Origin of the sequence: Psychroserpens sp. (assembly GCF_036960315.1) — a bacterium.
In the GTDB taxonomy this organism is placed as follows: Bacteria; Bacteroidota; Bacteroidia; order Flavobacteriales; family Flavobacteriaceae; genus Psychroserpens.
Genome location: NZ_JBALVR010000001.1, coordinates 638,047 through 656,460 on the forward strand (window position 1 = coordinate 638,047; position 18,414 = coordinate 656,460).

Sequence of the window (18,414 nt, forward strand, 5' to 3'; positions counted from 1 at the left end):
AAAAGAACATGAAAAAATATATTTTAAAAACACTAGGTGTTGCCGCTGTACTGATGATGGTCTCTTGTGAAGATGCAACCGAAATAGTGCAAGAAAGTGAACTTAATGAAGAAACTGCTTTCCAAACCGTTGCAGACTTACAAAGTGGATTAAATGGAGCTTATGCTGCATACGGACCAGACTTTGGAGGTAATGGGACTGGAGATGCAATTTATACTAATGCTATTTTATCAGATAACATTAAAGCTGGTGCAGCTAGTAATGGGCAAGGTGCTCAAGATTACTCTTATTTTGTAGATATTGCAGGCAGTAGTCCTTCAAATGATATATGGGCAAATCGTTATGCCACTATTAATCGCGTTAATCGTGTGTTAAGAGCTATGGGTAATTTAACTTTTACTGTACAAAGTGATATCACAGAAGTGAATCATATTAAAGGACAATTATTAGCATTACGTGCTTTAGCTCATTTCGATTTGTTCGAATACTATACAATAGATTATCAAGATGCTGATGCGTTATCTATAATTAATGTTGATTTTGTACCACTTACTTCTGATGCTTTTGAAAGAAACACTGTTGCTCAAACTGTAGCTTTTATAAATGGTGATTTAGATGAGGCTAATAGTTTATTAGATCCTAGTAATGCTACTGTTGCAAATCCTATTTTTATCAATAGAGATTTTGTTAAGGCAATGAAAGTTAAATTGGCTATAGATGCAGGTGATTTTGGAACTGATATTTTAGCGTTAACAAATGAATTAATGAACGATTATCCATTGGCTAATCAGATTCAATATTTAACAATGTTCTTAGATGCAGATAATACGGAAGCGATATTTAAATTGGCTAGAGTGAATGGTGATAGTAGTGTAGGTCTATTATTTTATTTCAATCAAGTGATGCCATCTGATGGTTTTTTAGAAATGTCTAATCAACTATTTAACGAATTATCTGAACTTCCCGGAGATATAAGAGCTACTGTTAATTTAGCGCCTACTAGTACTGTAGTAGGGGTCGATGATCCTGCAAATGAATTGTTGATAAACAAATACCCTGGAGGAGCAGGCGGTTTATTGGTTAATGATATTAAACTCATAAGATCTTCAGAAATTCAATTGCTTAAGGCAGAAATACAAGCTAGAAATGGTATGTTAACCGATGCTGCACAAACCGTACAGGATTTACGTAATGCCAGAACTGGGGCAGTATCGCCAGCAACTGCTTATGCTTCATTAAATGTTGCATTAACAGATATACTAGATGAAAGACGTAAGGAATTTTGTTTTGAAGGAAAACGCTTTTTAGATCTTAAACGTATAGGAGCAGATATCGGTGTGGGTGTAAGTAGAAACCCTGTAGATTGTTCTTCTTTTAATGCGCCTTGTGATTTACCAGTAAATGACTTTAGGTTTACATTAGGTATTCCTCAAGCTGAACTTGATGGTAATAATACGATTACTCAAAACACTGGATACTAATTTAAATGAAAAATAAAAATATGAAACATATATATAAAATTGCAGTTATGTTCTGCTTATTGATGAGCATAACGTCTTGTGATGAAACTATTGATCCTGTCTTTGTTGACGATAGTAGAACATTTTTATCTTTTACAAATGCTACAGTCAATTTGCCTATAACAATAGATGATACAGGTAGTGTTGATCTTATTTTAAATTCGAGTACAGTAAGTTCTACTGATCGCGTTTTTAATATCAGTTTGGACGCCGAAAGTAATGCAGATCCAATGACATATGTACTGCCAAGTACAGTTTTGATTCCTGCTAATTCTTATCAGGGAACATTAACTGTTAGTGGTGTTGATAATGGTTTAGTAGATGCTGCGGTTAAACAAATTATTTTTTCTTTATCAGATTTACCTGATACGGTTGATATCGACGCAAATAGAACAGTAATTAATGTGTTTGAAGTATGTCCAGTGCCAGAAGCTTATTTAGTAGGTGACTACATGTTAGTAGATAATGGTAATGGTAATTTGTTAGATGGAGTTGTTAATGTTAGAATAGGAGGATCCGCAACAGAAAGAGTTTTTGAAACTACTTTTTTACCAGGAACTGGTGTAGATACGGTGCTTGATGTAAGGATTTCTTTAGCTTGTAATGTGTTTAGTATTGGTGATGTTGATATTTCCGTGTCTTGTACTGCAGGAGCCGCGCCTTTTTACATAATTTCAAATGCAGGTAGTGCTAATAGTACTTATTCTTTAGCAAGCGATACGGTACATACAGTAAATTATACCGAAGACCCTTTTACATCATGTGGACCAACGGCAACACAGAATTTTACATTAACTAAACTATAATATAAGTAATATGAAAAATCTTTATAAATCAATATTTCTTTCTTTGACATTATTATTGACTGTTTATAGTTGTGATAATAGTGAAGGAGATAATGAAGGTAAATTTAATGATGATCCCGCAACAGGATGGGTTCAATTCGTTACAGCTGGAGAGTCAACAAATATTATAATTGATAATTATGATACGAGTAACTTGTTAGAAGTACCTGTTTTTATTAATATCCCAGTTTCAACTTCCGAGTTGGCTATCAGTTATGATTTAGTAACGGTTTCTGGAGCTGATCCAAATACTATCTTTTCTAATAGCGGTGTGTTAATTAACCCAGCTAATAGTTCTACCCATTTTTTCTTTTCAGATTTGGAAGCAGGTGCTTTAGATATAGCAAATGGAGGTACGAAAGACCCATTGACATTTAGTGAATTTCCTAGAATACAATTTGATATAGCTCTAGCGGCTAATATCAGTGAAACTATGATTTTTGATATTGTTATGACTTCTACAGATAGAGATGGAGTAACAGTAGGTGTTGAAGGATCACCTAGACCAACAGCTTATAGAATTCAAATATGTCCATCTTTAAATGCTTCAACAGGTAATTTTGTTGGAGATTATAGTTTAACTGTAACATCAGGAGATAGCCTTTTTGGAGGTCCTGTTTTTGCAGATCAAACGGTTACATTGGATGAAGGAGCTAATGGAGCTTTTAGCAGACAATTTGATGTTGTTTATGAGCCTGGAGGGCCAGCAAACTTAATGACTGTGACATTTTCGTTTTCAAACGGACAAATTATAGTCGATGATGGTTTATCAACTAATATAGGATGTGCAACTCTTCTGCTTTTAGGTGGAGATGCTGATAATATTCTATCACAACCTTGTGATGATTCAGAAGGTATTACGCTTAATATGCTCGATTTTCAAGGTGGATCAGGTGGCTGTGGAGTTGCCGATATACCTTTAGTAGTTGTCTTAACTAAATTGTAAAATCGAGGTATTATTTGGTTTTGTGGAAAGCGAGATATCATTTTAATGATGTCTCGCTTTTTTTGTAATAATAAGGAGCTTAGTAATTGTTATTCTTGAAGTGTAATTTAGGATTATCGTTTAAGTTATAAATGTAGTGAAGATATAGTTTAATTAATGTTGATAGCATCTGCCTCCGTTTTTCACTTTTCTTTTACAGAATCCTCCCGATTTCGTTAAAGCTCCACATGTTGAGGATTTCGTTTTAGCTGAAGGTGAATATGAGTTTGAAGCACTATTTTGCTTTGTGTGCTGATAACAATACCCATTAGCCAACCTAGTTTTATGTTTACACCTTGTGCCTTTTTTTGTTTTTCCTTTACAACGAATAGACTCAGATGTGCCTACAGCTTTATTTGAACTACTGATGGTATTTGAAATGACGTTTTTTATTTTAGGCTTGCAAATTTTACATGCCGAAAGTCCATACTTTGAAATGTCTTCTTTATCAATTTTTTCTGAAACGTTTTCGACCATTCTGCAACTTGCTAGATGATATTTTTTTCCAGAAGGTGTTTTGTAAATAGACTGCGCAGATCCTTTAATATTAAAAAAAAGGAAAGTAAAAATTAAGACTGATTTAAAAACAATCTTCATAAGATTATTTCCTTTCATAAGTCAGAAACGTAAAGGAAAACTCATGCTTATCATCGTTTTTATGAAACTTACTATGGGTTTCTTTCCAAATTGAAGTATCTATCTCTGGAAAAAAGGTATCCGCATTTTCAAAACTTTGATGTACGCGAGTGATTTCAATTTTATTAGCCAACGACATTGATTGTTTGTAAATTTCTCCTCCACCAATAATAAACGGTTGCTTGTCGCTGCGAGCCGCGTCTAAAGCATCTTCCATAGTATTAACAACGATGACACCGTCTGGAGCATTATAATTGTCTTGTCTAGTAATTACAATATGTGTGCGATTAGGTAACGGCTTAGGGAAACTTTCAAAAGTCTTTCTACCCATGATAATATGATGAGCGTTGGTCAAAGATTTAAAGCGTTTTAAATCATCACTCAAATGCCATATTAAATCATTATCCTTACCAATAGCATTGTTTTCTCCAGCAGCTACGATAATCGTTAACTCAGATTTTTTTTTTTGAATTGAAGTTGAACTTTCTAAAGTCTCATTGTAGGCTTGCGATTTTGCAATCTCAGTTTCTTCTTTTAAAAACTGTTGTTTCAATTTTTCAATACGTTGCTGTTGTTTTGCAACTAAGGTCTCTCTTTGTTCGTCTTCCCAATCTTTACCCATAAAACGATGTGTAATAAATACACTAACAAAATGATAGATAAAAAGAGCTAACCATAATACAATAGCAATAACAAACCAATCCAATCCAGCAATAGTAAAATCTTTTCCAATGCCTAAAACCGTGTTGGCAAGAATTAAAAAAACGGAGCCTATTAAAAATACGACAAAATGAATATAGACGCGTTTCTTTTGTTTGATACGTTTTTCGGCATATTTAATTTGTGCTAATTGTGCTGCATCAATTTGAGGTGTGGGTTTCTTTTTTCCGAACATAAATCAAAAATTTCTATATGTAAAGTTAAACTTTTTAACGCAAACGTTGTAATTATTTTTTTCTTCGGAAAAACCTAAAACACGCAAACGATGTAGTATTTAATGTAATGAAAATCAGCTACTAAGATGTGTGTTGTCTATTGCGAATCCCTTAAATTAAGTCACATTTTTTTTGATTTTTTAAATTTATGTAACGACATATTTATCAAAATGATAATTCTTTCATTTCTATGGAATTATTCATTTGACTGTGGAAAATTCTTTTATACATTTGACCCAGAAATTAATTCATAATTATTATGGCAATTACAAAACAATACTTAAAAAGCAAGCCAGTGTGTAAGGTTACATTTTCTGTGCCTGCTGAAGAAGCTAAGAAAGTAGCAGTTGTTGGAACATTCAACGAATGGAACGAGAAAAAAGCTGTTCAACTTAAGAAATTAAAAAACGGAACTTTTAAAGGAACGTTAGATTTAGAAAAAGACAACTCTTACGAGTTTAGATATGTAGTAGATGGTCAATGGAAAAACGATGACCAAGCTGATGCTTATGCATGGAGCGATTTTGCTTCAGCCGATAATGGTGTTCTAAACGTATAGTTATCTGTTTTTAAAACATTAAAAAAGCGTCCCGAATAATCGGGACGCTTTTTTTGTGGGATTTTATTTTTTTATAAAACGTTTGGTTCCTTTTTTTGCATCACCAGTGAATTCAATAATATACATACCTGCTGTTAATTTTGAAACGTCAATTGAACCTCTATTCAGATCTCCATTCATTACATTTTGTCCTAATAAGTTAACAATTTTATAAGATACGTTAGAATGCGATCCAGATACTTTGATATTTAGAACAGATTTCGCAGGATTCGGATACAGCGTAATAGCATCACTTATATCATCAAAATCATTAATACCTAAAGAAGGTGAAAGTACAGCTTCATACATACCGTTACCAAATGTACCAATTACTAAATGATTGTCTGAATGTCTATAAGCCAAAGAACTTACAAGAGCAAAGCCAATTTGTGCAGGAGCTTCTCGTACCCAATCTTCAGCCGTTGGATCACTTGTGCTATAAAGTCCTCTAGCAGTTCCAACAAAATAAAGCACTTCACCATTTAATTCGGTGATTGCAGCTGAGCGAATAGAATGTGCTGATAAATTGCGTTCAACTAAGGTCCAAGTAGGATTACTACTCATGGCATCAGTCGTAATGAATATACTATTCGTTCCATAGTTTGCATAAGTGGCTAAAACAATATTATTATTTGTAGGGTGTACTGCTAAACCTGTGACAATAGAAGGAAATGCAAGTGTAGCACCAGATGGTGTAATATCAATAGATTCATTAATATTTGGGGTGTTCCAAGGGTCATCTAATCTGTAAATATGTCCTTCATCTCCACCCATTAACAAGTAGCTAGAAAATGGATTGTAAGTGCCTTTTGAGGTAGAGAACGTTTGAAAATAATCAGTGTCACCAAATGCCGTTGAAGTATCACCCATGTTTTCCCAAGTTAAAGTTGTTACATTATTAGCATCTGTAGTTTTGTACAAGGTGTTTTCTCCGGCGTAATACAAAGCATTATTGTTGTCAGGATCTAGATAAAAATAGGTTACGAATTGACTATTAGATCCTTGAGGTGTTATATCGTCTATGCCAGCTACACAGCCAAGTCGTAAAATTGGACCTATTTGAAACCCCATAAACCCAAAGCAATTTCCTTCATCTCTTGATATTTCTACAGCGACTCCATCGCCTCCTAATACTTCTTGCTGTGTAGTTAAATCAGGTAAACCAAAATCTGTGCCTCCAACAGTAGTGCCATTATCTTGTGTTCCTCCTAGCACTATATTTGAGCCCCCTAGTGGATCTATGGCTACATGCCAAAACTGATAGGTCTGGTAGTTGTTATTTAAACTTTGCCAACCTACTGTTGTTGCGTTCACATCATCGGTTTTGTGGATTCCGCCATCAGTTGAAGAAAAAAGGACATCGTTATTTAGTGGACTAAACACTAGATATTGAATGTCTGGATGATGTTCATCAATTGTAATAGCACTATAATTTGAATTAGAACTACTTGATGATAAGTATCCACCTATTCTTCTGAAGCGACTACTTGTATCTGTAATGTCTTCTTTTTTATAAGTACTTGTGCCACCAATCACCACAAAGTTCTCATCGTTTGGTTTCACACTCACACACAAATCCCAACCAGATTGAACATTAAAGGGCTCTGGATCTGAGCAGTCTTCTTCAAAGGGCAATATATTGGAATAATTGGTATAGATTTGACTAGATTCATCCCAAAGCCATAAATCTGCTTCTTGTACAAAATCCACGCCATCACAGCCACCTGTATTACCATTAACAAATAAAGTATACAATTTATTTTGGTTAGAAGGGGCTAATGCTAATACCACTCTTCTAGCTGGTGTAAAAAAAGTATTATTTATACGCGTCCAATTACCAATGCCATCATTTGATGTCCAAACACCTTTTACACTAGCATCGCTATCGCCAGAAAGGGCAGCATATACTCTTCCTCCAGTAGTAATGACAACATCTGTGACACCATTAAAATTAGTCAGATCTGTTGGATTTGAAATTTCTGTATTCCAAACAGAACCATCAAATCTTGAAATTTCACCATTGGCTGCCGCATAAAGATCTCCAGATATTGGGTGCACAACTAATCGGGTTACATAATCAAATGGAGAATCAAACTCATCTTGATTCGATGCAGTTGATGGCATTTGTGCCCATGTTACTCCGCCATCTATGGATTTCCAAATACCTTGGCCAAAATATGGAGAGCCAGCAAATCCTCCTGATGAAACATTAGGAAACCAAAACTCACCAGTTCCATAATACCAGGTGTTTTCAAAGCCAGTTCTAGGGTCTTGTTCTAGACAAGTTGCATTATGTATTTCATCAAATGATGAGACTTTTGTCCAACTGGCACCAGCGTTTATTGTTCTAAAGACACCACCTGTTACTGCTGCTGCAATCATCGTATTACCTGTTGCGTCACTTCTGTCAATAACTAAATCACGAGTTCTTCCGCCAAAATTAGTTGGTCCTCTATTGATATAGTTAGATTCTAAGTTTCTCGCTGCAAAATCTCCACCAATTAATGTTGCATTTCTAGCTTGTTCAAACTCTAGATTTTTATCACTTTTTGAAATTTCACCTGTTATTGGGTTTACTTGTCTATAGTATTCGTGCATCATTCTGGCGTCACTAAATTCGGCACGTTCATCCATAGTTTTCTTTTCCCCTTTTTGGGTTGGTGCAAATACTTTGCGTTCAATTTTATTTGAAGGTTCCTGTTGGGTTGCAAACGGATTGATAATAATCAGTGTGATTAAAATCAAAGCACTAAATAGTAATCTTTTCTTCATGGTGTTGGTTTTAAAAGTTGAATTGATTGTTAAATTATTAGTTGTACAACGAATTTTAATAACCTCTTTAGGGAAGAGTACTACTTGCTATTTTTAAATATACTGATAATCAGTGTAATACAAAAGAAATTTAGGGTGAAAGTGCTATTTATTTGTCCGAAGCTTTGGTTTTACTTATCACAAAGTCCTAGGTATTCATATTTCAACAAAAAAGAGCTTTCATATTTGAAAGCTCTTTTTTGTTGCGTTAGAAATTATAATTACTCAAAATAAATAGTCATTAATAGACTAAAAGGGGTATTAACCGGTTTGCCATTTACAGTTCCTGGCGCTTTAAATTTTGGAAGACGCTTGGCAACTTCAATAGCGATAGCTCTATGATTGGCTTTTGCATTAACCTGTTCTGTTTTGCCTTTTTTATTAATTACAAATTCTAAAAGAAATTGAGCAGATTGCTTTAAAGGAAACACCCGATTTGCCATTTCGATATCATAACTAAGTTTGATAAAATCCATTATTTTTCACTTAGAACAGGCTTCGAGTTCCCCATTTGTAGATTTTTTTGCACAACCTCTATAGACAGGATATGTTGAATCATCATCTGTAACTTTGATGTCTTGAGAAAAAAGAGTTTGTCCAAGGAGGACAAATAGAAGGATTAAAAATCCTTTCATTAAGGAGATTTAAACAGCAACAATACCTTTAATATGTGGATGCGGATTGTAATCTTCTAAGGTGAAATCTTCAAATTTAAAGTCGAATATATCTTTAATCTCAGGATTCAATGTCATTTTAGGCAATGGTCTAATGTCTCTAGACAATTGTAATTCTAATTGCTCATAATGATTACTGTAAATATGGGCATCGCCAAACGTGTGGATAAATTCGCCAGCTTCATAGCCACAAACTTGTGCCATCATCATAGTGAATAAGGCATAAGATCCAATATTAAAAGGAACACCTAAAAAGATGTCTGCACTACGTTGGTATAATTGGCAAGACAACTTACCATTAGCGACATAAAACTGAAAAAACGCATGACAAGGAGGTAAAGCAGCTTTGCCATTGGCAACATTTTCATCAAAGGATTTTGAAGTATCAGGCATCACCGAGGGATTCCATGCAGAAACCATCATACGACGACTGTCTGGATTGTTTTTTAAGGTATGAATGACGTCCTTAATCTGGTCAATGTCATCACTATTCCAATTGCGCCATTGGTGACCGTAAACAGGGCCTAAATCCCCATTTTTATCTGCCCAAGAGTTCCAGATTTTAACACCGTTTTCAGTAAGATAATTAATATTGGTATCCCCTTTTAAAAACCAAAGCAATTCATAAATAATAGACTTTAAGTGTAATTTTTTTGTGGTGACCATGGGGAAACCTTCATTTAAATCAAAACGCATTTGGTATCCAAAGACACTTTTGGTTCCTGTTCCTGTGCGATCACTTTTTTCGTTTCCGTGCTCTAAAACGTGCTTTACTAAGTCGTGGTATTGTTTCATAGATATGTCCCATGAAAGTGGGAATCTCATTTAAATTGTACTTCAGTTTTCAGAAAATAAAAATAAAAATAAGGGTTGAATCTTAATGATTTCAACCCTCTATAATATTAAAAGTTATTAACTATTCTTTTTAGGAAACGTAGATTATAACATATCTGTGTCGATCTGCTACTAGCCGATTATCATTCCAGCAATTGTAGCTGATATTAATGATGCCAAAGTACCACCAATAAGAGCTTTCATACCGAATTTGGAGAGTTGTTTTCTTTGCCCTGGAGCTAAAGAGCCAATACCTCCAATTTGAATTCCGATAGAGGCAAAGTTGGCAAAACCACAAAGCATATAGGTTGCCATGATAATCGATTTTTTATATTTTAAATGCGCACCACTTGTGACATCTTTTAAGTCTGCTAATTGGATGTAACCAATAAATTCACTGGCTGCCAATTTGATGCCAAGAAGCTGTCCCATAAGTGCCATGTCTTCTTTAGCGACACCAATGAGCCACATCAATGGAGCAAAAACATAGCCTAAAACAAATTCTAATGATAAAGAATCATAAGGTGTGTTCTGGGCGATAACTTCATTTAATGATGTAAAGTGCCAATCAATATTAAAATATTCAATTGTGAATCCATCAAAGCTAGCAATGCCGCCTAGTATTCCATTGAACATCGCAATAAAAGCTACAAATACTAAAAGCATAGCGCCAACGTTTACAGCTAGACGTAATCCTTCTGTTGTGCCATTCGCAATAGCTTCTAATATATTTGAACCAATTTTGTCTTGAGAAACGCGTACGTCAGTATTAACCTTCTCAGTTTGCGGAAATAACATTTTAGAAATTACAATAGCACCTGGCGCTGCCATGACTGAAGCTGCCAGTAAATGTTTGGCATAGAACAATTGTAAAGCTTCGTCGTCACCTCCTAAAAACCCTATGTAAGCTGCGAGTACAGCACCTGCAACAGTTGCCATACCTCCAATCATTACCAATAAGATTTCAGACTTATTCATTTTTTCTAAGTAAGCCTTTATTAATAAAGGCGCCTCAGTTTGACCTAAAAAGATATTACCAGCAACACTTAAACTTTCTGCACCGGAGATGCCTAAAATTTTCGACAATAACCAACCCATACCTTTTACTACTTTTTGAATTAATCCTAAGTAAAATAATACAGACGTCAGTGCTGAAAAGAAAATAATGGTCGGTAGAACTTGAAAAGCAAAAATAAAACCAAAGGAATCTACATCAAGCATACCACCAAATAAAAATTCACTACCAGCTTGAGTGAAACCAAGTATAGAAATAAATCCTTTACCAACCCATTCAAAAGCAGTTTTCACAAATCCTACTTTTAAAACACCTATAGCGATTACGAGTTGAAATGCTAGACCAATACCAACTGTTCTCCAATTAATAGCTTTACGATTGCTACTGAATAAAAAGGCAATAAATATAAGTGAGATCATTCCTAAAACACCTCGCCATAAACTGGTGAAAGAGAATCCTTGGTTTGGAATGATTATGTCAGTTGTATTAGATGATTCAACACCTACTGCTATTGTTGTTGATTCTTGGAGTTTTTGGGTTTTGAATTTATAAACTATATCTTTTTCTGAAAAGACTAAAGTAGAATCCGTAAGTTCTGAAATCTTGTACCTTCTAATGGTGTCATTTGGTTTTGAATAATAAAACACCAGTAGATTGTTTTGATAAATGTAATCACCTGAAGCTTCTAAGCCATCCTTTGCATTCAAGGAATAATTAAATTCACCAGCACTTAAATCTAAACCATCAGTTTCAGATATGTCGAATAACAAAGAGCCATTGTCATTTTCAATACTTTCAAATTGCCATTCTTTTTCTAGGTCTTGAGCTACTGTCGTTGTAATTCCAAAAAAAATAGCTGCAATAGCTAGTAAAAAATGTCTCATGTGATAGGGATTAGCGTTTGGAAATTTCGTCTCTAATTTTAGCTGCTTTTTCATAATCTTCATTATTTACAGCTTCATCTAAGAGTGTATGTAATTCTTCAAGAGATTTGTCCATATAACTTTCTTGTATACTAGCTTCAATTTCTTCAACTACCATATCATCAACAAGAATGGAATCTTGATCTTCGTTTTCTTTTTTCGGATTGACTTTGAGATAAATACCAGCTTTATCCAATATATTCTTATAGGTAAAGATAGGTGCTTTAAAACGCAATGCTAGGGCAATGGCGTCACTGGTTCTGGCATCTATGATTTCTTCTATTTTATCACGCTCGCAAATTAAACTAGAGTAGAAGACACCATCCACTAGTTTGTGAATGATAACCTGCTTGACAACAATATCAAAACGGTCAGCAAAATTTTTAAATAAATCGTGAGTTAAGGGTCTAGGAGGTCTAATTTCTTTTTCTAGAGCAATCGCTATAGATTGAGCTTCAAATGCTCCAATAACGATTGGTAATTTACGATCACCATCTACTTCATTCAGAATCAATGCATACGCGCCATTTTGAGTTTGGCTGTATGAAATTCCTTTTATATTTAATCTAACTAGGCTCATAATTTATAAAACGTAAAGAACCGTTTTAATGCGGACTTTACCAAACTGCAAAATGCAGAATTATATATAAAGAACCAAATCAAAACAGCTCTTTTCAAGCTACAATTTAAAAAAAAATTAGGCGTTTTGAGCTTTAAATGCTTTTAATTTTTCAATGAGTTTAGGTACAACTTCAAAGGCATCACCAACAACGCCATAATCTGCAGCCTTAAAGAAAGGTGCTTCTGGGTCTGAATTGATAACGACTTTTACTTTACTGGCATTAATACCAGCTAAATGTTGAATTGCTCCTGAAATACCAATAGCGATATATAAGTTTGAGGCAACAGGCTTTCCTGTTTGACCAACATGTTCGCTGTGAGGACGCCATCCTAAATCTGAAACAGGCTTAGAACACGCTGTAGCTGCACCTAAAACTTCTGCTAATTCTTCAATCATTCCCCAGTTTTCAGGGCCTTTTAATCCACGACCACCAGAGACTACGATTTCAGCATCTGCAATAGTAACTTTGTCTGTCGCTTTGTCAACCGATTGTACGGTTACTCCTAATGCAGGAACTGAAGGCGAGAAGTCTTCCGAAGATGCACTTCCGTTAGATTCAACCAAACCAAATGAATTATTAGAAACACCTACAACTTTATTGGCTGTATCAATAGATGTGATGTTGAATGCTTTATTTGTAAATGCTGTACGTTTTACTGTAAATGGCGATATGCTAGATGGTGCTTCAACAACATTAGAGGCATAACCGGCATCTAATTTTATAGCGACTAAAGGTGCTAAGTACTTACTATCAGCAGTTGAACTAAGGACAACTACGCTAGCGTTTTCTTGCTTTGCAGCCTGTTCAATAACACTGGCGTAAGCATTCGCATTGAATGTATCTAAATCACCATTGCTAACGTTTAATACTTTATCTACACCGTAGTTTCCTAATTCTGAAGTGTCTCCAGCATTAATTGTTACAGCAGTAACGCTTGTTCCCATTTGGTCTGCAACTGCTTTGGCGTATGAAGCAACTTCTAAAGCTGCTTTTTTGAATTTTCCTTGATCTGATTCTGTATATACTAAAACTGACATGTTTTTTCTTTTTTGTTATCCTGAGCTTGATTCAGGATCTCATTAATCTTTTCTTAAATATGGCAAAATTTCCGAAATAAGTCCGGAATGTATGAGTTGCATTAAATCACTTTTGCCTCGTTGTGAAGTAAATTCACTAATTCATCAATATTATCTGCATCAACTAAAGTCACTGCACCTCTAGGAGCAGGCTTTTCAAATTTAACCGAATTGGTCTCAGCAGCTGCATTTGTTGGATCTACAATCGTTAATGGTTTTTTACGTGCCATCATAATACCTCTCATGTTTGGAATACGAAGATCACTCTCTTCTACCAATCCTTTTTGTCCGCCAATCACTAATGGTAAGCTTGTAGTTACAGTTTCTTTTCCACCATCAATCTCACGTATAGCAGTAGCATTTGTGCCATCAACTTCAAGATTGATACAATTCGTTACAAAGTTGGCATTGGTTAAGGCGGCTATCATTCCTGGAACCATGGCACCATTGTAATCAATAGATTCACGACCTGCAATGACTAGGTCGTAACCACCATTATTTACAACGTTTGCTAATTCCTTAGCAACTTGAAATCCATCTTTTGCTTCTGTATTAACTCTAATGGCTGCATCTGCACCAATAGCTAAGGCTTTACGAAGCGTTGGTTCAGTTTCTGGTCCGCCAACATTAGCAACAGTAACGTTTGCACCTTGTTTTTCTTTAAACCACATGGCACGAGTTAAACCAAATTCGTCATTAGGATTGATCACAAACTGTACACCATTAGTGTCAAATTTTGTATTGTCATCAGTGAAATTAATCTTTGAAGTCGTATCAGGTACGTGACTAATACATACTAATATTTTCATATCGAAATTATTTATTTTGAGTGTTGTTTTTTTCTAGTGCACGAAGATAATTATAATAATTTGAATTTTACTATGCACGCATAGTAAAATTTGTGAAAATTTATAATTTGTAAGCTTTAGTTGTGAAAATCTCAGGAATTATCATCCATATCACTAATCATCCAATTCTTTAGTTTTTAAAAGGTGTTTTTAAGTATCATTTTGAGTCAAAAAAATGAATATAATAGTTAAATTATGGCATCTAAGAATTGATTCTATTTTTCAACCTTAATTTTATGTCATTTTATGCGCAATAATTATTATTTTTGCTACTCGTTTAAAAAACTGATACATGAAGACAATTCAATTTAGAGAAGCGATTTGCGAAGCCATGAGTGAAGAAATGCGCAGAGATGAAAGCATTTACTTAATGGGTGAAGAAGTTGCAGAATACAATGGAGCTTATAAGGCTTCAAAAGGTATGTTAGATGAGTTTGGTGCAAAGCGCGTGATTGATACACCAATAGCAGAGCTAGGTTTTGCGGGTATTGCTATTGGATCGACAATGACCGGTAATCGACCAATCGTTGAATACATGACCTTTAATTTCTCTTTAGTTGGGATTGATCAAATTATAAATAATGCAGCTAAAATCAGACAAATGTCTGGCGGACAATTGAAATGTCCGATTGTGTTTCGTGGGCCAACCGGTTCTGCAGGTCAGTTAGGAGCAACGCATTCACAAGCTTTTGAAAGTTGGTTCGCTAATACACCTGGTTTAAAAGTGGTTATTCCTTCTAATGTATATGATGCCAAAGGTTTATTAAAATCGGCTATACGTGATGACGACCCCGTGATTTTTATGGAAAGCGAGCAAATGTATGGTGATAAAGGTGAAGTGCCAGAAGGAGAGTATACGATTCCGTTGGGTGTTGCCGAAATTAAAAGAGAAGGTACAGATGTCACGATTGTATCCTTCGGAAAAATCATCAAAGAAGCATACAAAGCGGCAGACGAATTAGAAAAAGAAGGTATCTCTTGTGAGATTATCGATTTACGTACTGTTCGTCCAATGGATAGAAAAGCTATTATAAAATCTGTTAAGAAGACGAATCGATTGGTCGTTCTTGAGGAAGCTTGGCCCTTTGGAAACGTTTCAACAGAAATTACTTATCTTGTACAATCTGAGGCATTTGACTATTTAGATGCTCCAATTATAAAAATTAATACTGCAGATACACCTGCACCATATTCACCTGTTTTATTAGAGCAATGGTTACCAAATAAAGATGAGGTAATTAAAGCAGTAAAAAAAGTGATGTATAAATAAATAACTCGCAATTTTTTGCGTTATCAAAACTTCATTAGCGATTGTTGATGAAGTTTTTTAATTAATAACCCCTGTTGGGTATTTAGGTTGCAATTTATATTTCGACTAATCGGAATTAATCCTAACTACTAATAAATTGCAAATAGTTATATAGATGAAAAGAAAGCTCCTTATTTTATTATTGTTCTTCGGAATAGCAATGTCTTTCGCCCAAACCAAAGTTAGTGGTCATGTTTACGACGAAGCTAACGAACCTGTCGCATTTGCTAATGTATTGTTTAAAGGCTCTACCGAGGGCACCATCACTAATGAAGATGGACGATTTTATCTAGAATCTGATAACACTTGGGAAACCTTAATCATTTCATTTCTGGGTTATGAACGCAAAGAAATCAAACTCGAAAAGAAAGTCAATTACGATTTAAATTTCATTCTAAAAGAAGAAGCTGGCGCACTTGATGAAGTGGTAATTATTACAGGAAAACAATCTAAGAAGGCTTCCGAAAATCCTGCGATTGGAATCCTAAAAAAAATATGGGAACGAAAACGTCAAAATGGTTTACGACAGTTTAAACAATACCAATACGATAAATACGAGAAAGTAGAATTTGATTTAAATACCATTGATAGCGCACTTATTAAGAGTAAGCTATTTCGTGGGATGGAATTTGTTTTTGAAGAAGTTGATACCTCTAGTGTTACAGGGAAAACCTATTTACCTATTTTTCTTAATGAATCTGTAAGTAAAGTGTATGGTGATAATTTGCTAAAAGAAGAGAAAGTAGATCTCAAAGGAAATAAGAACTCAGGGTATAGCAATAACCAAATTATCATTGACTTTATAGATGACCTCTATGCCGATTTTGATATCTACGATAACTATCTGAAGTTTTTTGACAAGAGTTTTGTGAGTCCGTTATCGCGTACAGGAGTCCAAACGTATAATTATGTATTGTCTGATAGTGCTTTCATCGATAACAAATGGTGTTACAATATTATCTATTATCCGAGACGAAAAAACGAACTCACGTTTAAGGGTGATTTTTGGGTGAACGATTCGACTTATGCGATTAAAGATATTAATTTACAAGCGTCTAAAAGTGCGAATATCAACTGGGTAAAAGAGATTTATATCGAGCAAGAATTTGAAGTATTAAACGATTCATTATTCTTGATTAAACGTGATTATATGCTCTCTGATTTCGCGCTTAATAAAAAGGAAAAATCGCGTGGTGTCTACGGAAAACGTACAACCCTATATGATAATTATGAATTTGATATTCCGAAGGATGAAAAATTCTATGATGAAGAAGTTTACAACTACAATGAAGATGCTTACAACCGTGATGATACCTTTTGGGAAGATAACAGAATGGAATCACTCAATAAAGACGAAAGAGGTGTTTATAAAATGTTGGACACGCTTAAAACGGTTAAAAAGTTTAAGCGCTTGTATAACATTGGTAGTATTTTAGCTTCTGGTTATATTGAATTTCCGAGTATTAACTTCGATTATGGTCCTATATTTTCTACGTTTGGAACCAATGAAGTTGAGGGCGTTAGAATAAGAACTGGAGGAAGAACTTACTTTGGTCCAAATGACCTTTGGCGAGTTGAAGGGTTTTTAGCTTACGGATTTAAAGATGATAAGTTCAAATACGGTATTTCTGGTAAATGGTTGTTGGATAAAAAACGACGGATTATCATTTCCGGTGGAAATAGGCGTGACGTGGAACAAATAGGAGCAAACCTCACCTCATCGACCGACGTATTGGGTCGAAGTTTAGCTTCTTCCGCAGTAGTTGGTACGGCAACTAATGATAAATTAACAACCATTAATTTATCAACCATGTCTCTTGAAATTGAACCATCACGGAATTTTGTCATAAGAACTAGTGGAACATATAAAACTTTGGAATCGGCTTCGCCAACCTTTAGTTTAGATTATAATGATCCAAATTCAATAACAGGTGTGTCTTCCGAAGTGAAACAGTTTGAAACGGCATTGTCGTTGTCATATTTTCCAAAGCGAAAAATGACAGGTTTTGGAGTAGAACGACGCACAGCAAATGATGGTTTTGCAAGTCTGTTTACACAAGTCACAAGAGGTGATAAAAGTTTATTTAATAGTGATTTTAATTATACTAAAGTTCAGTTTTCTTACAGACAGCCATGGCAATTAGGAGGTTTTGGGCGTTTAACTACGACTGTTGAAGCAGGTAAAACCTTTGGTGAAGTCCCATTAGCGTTATTGAGTGTTGTTCCCGGAAACCAGTCTTATTTTTCAATATACAACACATTTCCGCAGTTAGATTTTTATGAATTCGTAACCGATACCTATACCTCATTGCATCTGGAGCATAATTTTAATGGACGCGTATTCTCGCGCATTCCGTTTCTTAAAAAATACAACTTAAGGGCTATTGTTGGTGTAAGAGGTGTTTGGGGAGATTTATCTAGTGGAAATATTGCATTGAACACGACTGGGAACCCAGTGGAGACACCATTAGTTGCTCCAAATGAGGATATCTATTACGAGTACAGTTTTGGTATTGGTAATATCTTTAAAATACTCCGTATCGATTTTAACTTTAGAGGGAATTACTTAACCAATCCAGATGCCAGACGTTTTGGTGTTACTGGAAGTTTTGGATTTAACTTTTAATAACTCCGAAGTGGTATTCGGTTTCTAAACTAGTCACATCTATTACAGGAACTAGATTTTCGCATTTGATAGATCTATAATTTATATCTATAAGTTGTAATTGTTATAGGTTGTGCTTCAATCCCAATAACTTTACCTTGCTCACCAACTATGATA

Annotated in this window: 16 protein-coding genes; 6 read left to right on the forward strand and 10 right to left on the reverse strand. The window is 34.8% G+C overall.

Going from position 1 to position 18,414, the window contains the following annotated elements:
- Positions 1-8 precede the first annotated feature (8 nt).
- The 3 genes from V7719_RS02825 to V7719_RS02835 are packed head-to-tail and all read left to right on the forward strand — an operon-like array spanning position 9 to position 3,311.
- Complete coding sequence (locus tag V7719_RS02825; RefSeq protein WP_335728337.1) at positions 9-1,481, forward strand: RagB/SusD family nutrient uptake outer membrane protein; 1,473 nt, start codon at positions 9-11, stop codon at positions 1,479-1,481.
- Between the two features lie 20 nt (positions 1,482-1,501).
- Positions 1,502-2,326, forward strand: a complete 825-nt coding sequence (locus V7719_RS02830) for a hypothetical protein (protein ID WP_335728338.1) — start codon at positions 1,502-1,504, stop codon at positions 2,324-2,326.
- Positions 2,327-2,336: 10 nt separating this feature from the next.
- On the forward strand, positions 2,337-3,311 hold the full coding sequence (locus V7719_RS02835; protein ID WP_335728339.1) for a hypothetical protein: 975 nt from the start codon (positions 2,337-2,339) through the stop codon (positions 3,309-3,311).
- A 153-nt stretch (positions 3,312-3,464) separates the two neighbouring features.
- On the opposite strand, the gene V7719_RS02840 is transcribed toward V7719_RS02835, so the two are convergent.
- Both V7719_RS02840 and V7719_RS02845 read right to left on the reverse strand, forming a co-directional pair.
- Positions 3,465-3,965, reverse strand: a complete 501-nt coding sequence (locus tag V7719_RS02840; protein WP_335728340.1) for a DUF5763 domain-containing protein — start codon at positions 3,963-3,965, stop codon at positions 3,465-3,467.
- Positions 3,952-4,881, reverse strand: coding sequence for a dihydrofolate reductase (locus V7719_RS02845; RefSeq protein ID WP_335728341.1), 930 nt, complete (start codon positions 4,879-4,881; stop codon positions 3,952-3,954). The genes V7719_RS02840 and V7719_RS02845 overlap by 14 nt, the downstream gene beginning before the upstream one ends.
- A gap of 299 nt (positions 4,882-5,180) precedes the next feature.
- On the opposite strand from V7719_RS02845, the gene V7719_RS02850 reads away from it, so the two are divergent.
- On the forward strand, positions 5,181-5,480 hold the full coding sequence (locus V7719_RS02850; RefSeq protein ID WP_335728342.1) for an isoamylase early set domain-containing protein: 300 nt from the start codon (positions 5,181-5,183) through the stop codon (positions 5,478-5,480).
- A gap of 63 nt (positions 5,481-5,543) precedes the next feature.
- On the opposite strand, the gene V7719_RS02855 is transcribed toward V7719_RS02850, so the two are convergent.
- The 8 genes from V7719_RS02855 to V7719_RS02890 all read right to left on the reverse strand — a co-directional run bounded on the left by V7719_RS02855 (position 5,544) and on the right by V7719_RS02890 (position 14,284).
- On the reverse strand, positions 5,544-8,291 hold the full coding sequence (locus V7719_RS02855) for a T9SS type A sorting domain-containing protein (RefSeq protein WP_335728343.1): 2,748 nt from the start codon (positions 8,289-8,291) through the stop codon (positions 5,544-5,546).
- A gap of 260 nt (positions 8,292-8,551) precedes the next feature.
- Entirely contained in the window at positions 8,552-8,806 is a 255-nt protein-coding gene (locus tag V7719_RS02860; RefSeq protein WP_335728344.1) for a hypothetical protein, read from the reverse strand.
- Between the two features lie 6 nt (positions 8,807-8,812).
- Complete coding sequence (locus V7719_RS02865; protein ID WP_335728345.1) at positions 8,813-8,965, reverse strand: hypothetical protein; 153 nt, start codon at positions 8,963-8,965, stop codon at positions 8,813-8,815.
- 9 nt (positions 8,966-8,974) lie between these two features.
- Positions 8,975-9,799, reverse strand: coding sequence for a thymidylate synthase (locus tag V7719_RS02870; protein WP_335728515.1), 825 nt, complete (start codon positions 9,797-9,799; stop codon positions 8,975-8,977).
- 171 nt (positions 9,800-9,970) lie between these two features.
- Positions 9,971-11,737: a nucleoside transporter C-terminal domain-containing protein gene (locus V7719_RS02875; RefSeq protein WP_335728516.1), complete on the reverse strand. Its 1,767-nt coding sequence runs from the start codon at positions 11,735-11,737 to the stop codon at positions 9,971-9,973.
- 10 nt (positions 11,738-11,747) lie between these two features.
- Positions 11,748-12,356: a bifunctional nuclease family protein gene (locus tag V7719_RS02880; protein WP_335728346.1), complete on the reverse strand. Its 609-nt coding sequence runs from the start codon at positions 12,354-12,356 to the stop codon at positions 11,748-11,750.
- Between the two features lie 117 nt (positions 12,357-12,473).
- Complete coding sequence (locus V7719_RS02885) at positions 12,474-13,436, reverse strand: electron transfer flavoprotein subunit alpha/FixB family protein (RefSeq protein WP_335728347.1); 963 nt, start codon at positions 13,434-13,436, stop codon at positions 12,474-12,476.
- A 101-nt stretch (positions 13,437-13,537) separates the two neighbouring features.
- Positions 13,538-14,284 (reverse strand): electron transfer flavoprotein subunit beta/FixA family protein, encoded by a 747-nt coding sequence (locus tag V7719_RS02890; protein ID WP_335728348.1) that lies wholly within the window; start codon positions 14,282-14,284, stop codon positions 13,538-13,540.
- Between the two features lie 331 nt (positions 14,285-14,615).
- On the opposite strand from V7719_RS02890, the gene V7719_RS02895 reads away from it, so the two are divergent.
- Both V7719_RS02895 and V7719_RS02900 read left to right on the forward strand, forming a co-directional pair.
- On the forward strand, positions 14,616-15,593 hold the full coding sequence (locus V7719_RS02895; RefSeq protein WP_335728349.1) for a pyruvate dehydrogenase complex E1 component subunit beta: 978 nt from the start codon (positions 14,616-14,618) through the stop codon (positions 15,591-15,593).
- 154 nt (positions 15,594-15,747) lie between these two features.
- Positions 15,748-18,258: a DUF5686 and carboxypeptidase-like regulatory domain-containing protein gene (locus V7719_RS02900; RefSeq protein WP_335728350.1), complete on the forward strand. Its 2,511-nt coding sequence runs from the start codon at positions 15,748-15,750 to the stop codon at positions 18,256-18,258.
- Positions 18,259-18,414: the final 156 nt, after the last annotated feature.

Coding starts and splice junctions, on each gene's coding strand:
- V7719_RS02875 (WP_335728516.1), bottom strand. CDS start 11,737: ATGAGACATTTTTTACTAGCTATTGCAGCTATTTTTTTTGGAATTACA.
- V7719_RS02895 (WP_335728349.1), top strand. CDS start 14,616: ATGAAGACAATTCAATTTAGAGAAGCGATTTGCGAAGCCATGAGTGAA.
- V7719_RS02835 (WP_335728339.1), top strand. CDS start 2,337: ATGAAAAATCTTTATAAATCAATATTTCTTTCTTTGACATTATTATTG.
- V7719_RS02830 (WP_335728338.1), top strand. CDS start 1,502: ATGAAACATATATATAAAATTGCAGTTATGTTCTGCTTATTGATGAGC.
- V7719_RS02870 (WP_335728515.1), bottom strand. CDS start 9,799: ATGAAACAATACCACGACTTAGTAAAGCACGTTTTAGAGCACGGAAAC.
- V7719_RS02840 (WP_335728340.1), bottom strand. CDS start 3,965: ATGAAAGGAAATAATCTTATGAAGATTGTTTTTAAATCAGTCTTAATT.
- V7719_RS02880 (WP_335728346.1), bottom strand. CDS start 12,356: ATGAGCCTAGTTAGATTAAATATAAAAGGAATTTCATACAGCCAAACT.
- V7719_RS02855 (WP_335728343.1), bottom strand. CDS start 8,291: ATGAAGAAAAGATTACTATTTAGTGCTTTGATTTTAATCACACTGATT.
- V7719_RS02860 (WP_335728344.1), bottom strand. CDS start 8,806: ATGGATTTTATCAAACTTAGTTATGATATCGAAATGGCAAATCGGGTG.
- V7719_RS02890 (WP_335728348.1), bottom strand. CDS start 14,284: ATGAAAATATTAGTATGTATTAGTCACGTACCTGATACGACTTCAAAG.
- V7719_RS02845 (WP_335728341.1), bottom strand. CDS start 4,881: ATGTTCGGAAAAAAGAAACCCACACCTCAAATTGATGCAGCACAATTA.
- V7719_RS02885 (WP_335728347.1), bottom strand. CDS start 13,436: ATGTCAGTTTTAGTATATACAGAATCAGATCAAGGAAAATTCAAAAAA.
- V7719_RS02865 (WP_335728345.1), bottom strand. CDS start 8,965: ATGAAAGGATTTTTAATCCTTCTATTTGTCCTCCTTGGACAAACTCTT.
- V7719_RS02825 (WP_335728337.1), top strand. CDS start 9: ATGAAAAAATATATTTTAAAAACACTAGGTGTTGCCGCTGTACTGATG.
- V7719_RS02850 (WP_335728342.1), top strand. CDS start 5,181: ATGGCAATTACAAAACAATACTTAAAAAGCAAGCCAGTGTGTAAGGTT.
- V7719_RS02900 (WP_335728350.1), top strand. CDS start 15,748: ATGAAAAGAAAGCTCCTTATTTTATTATTGTTCTTCGGAATAGCAATG.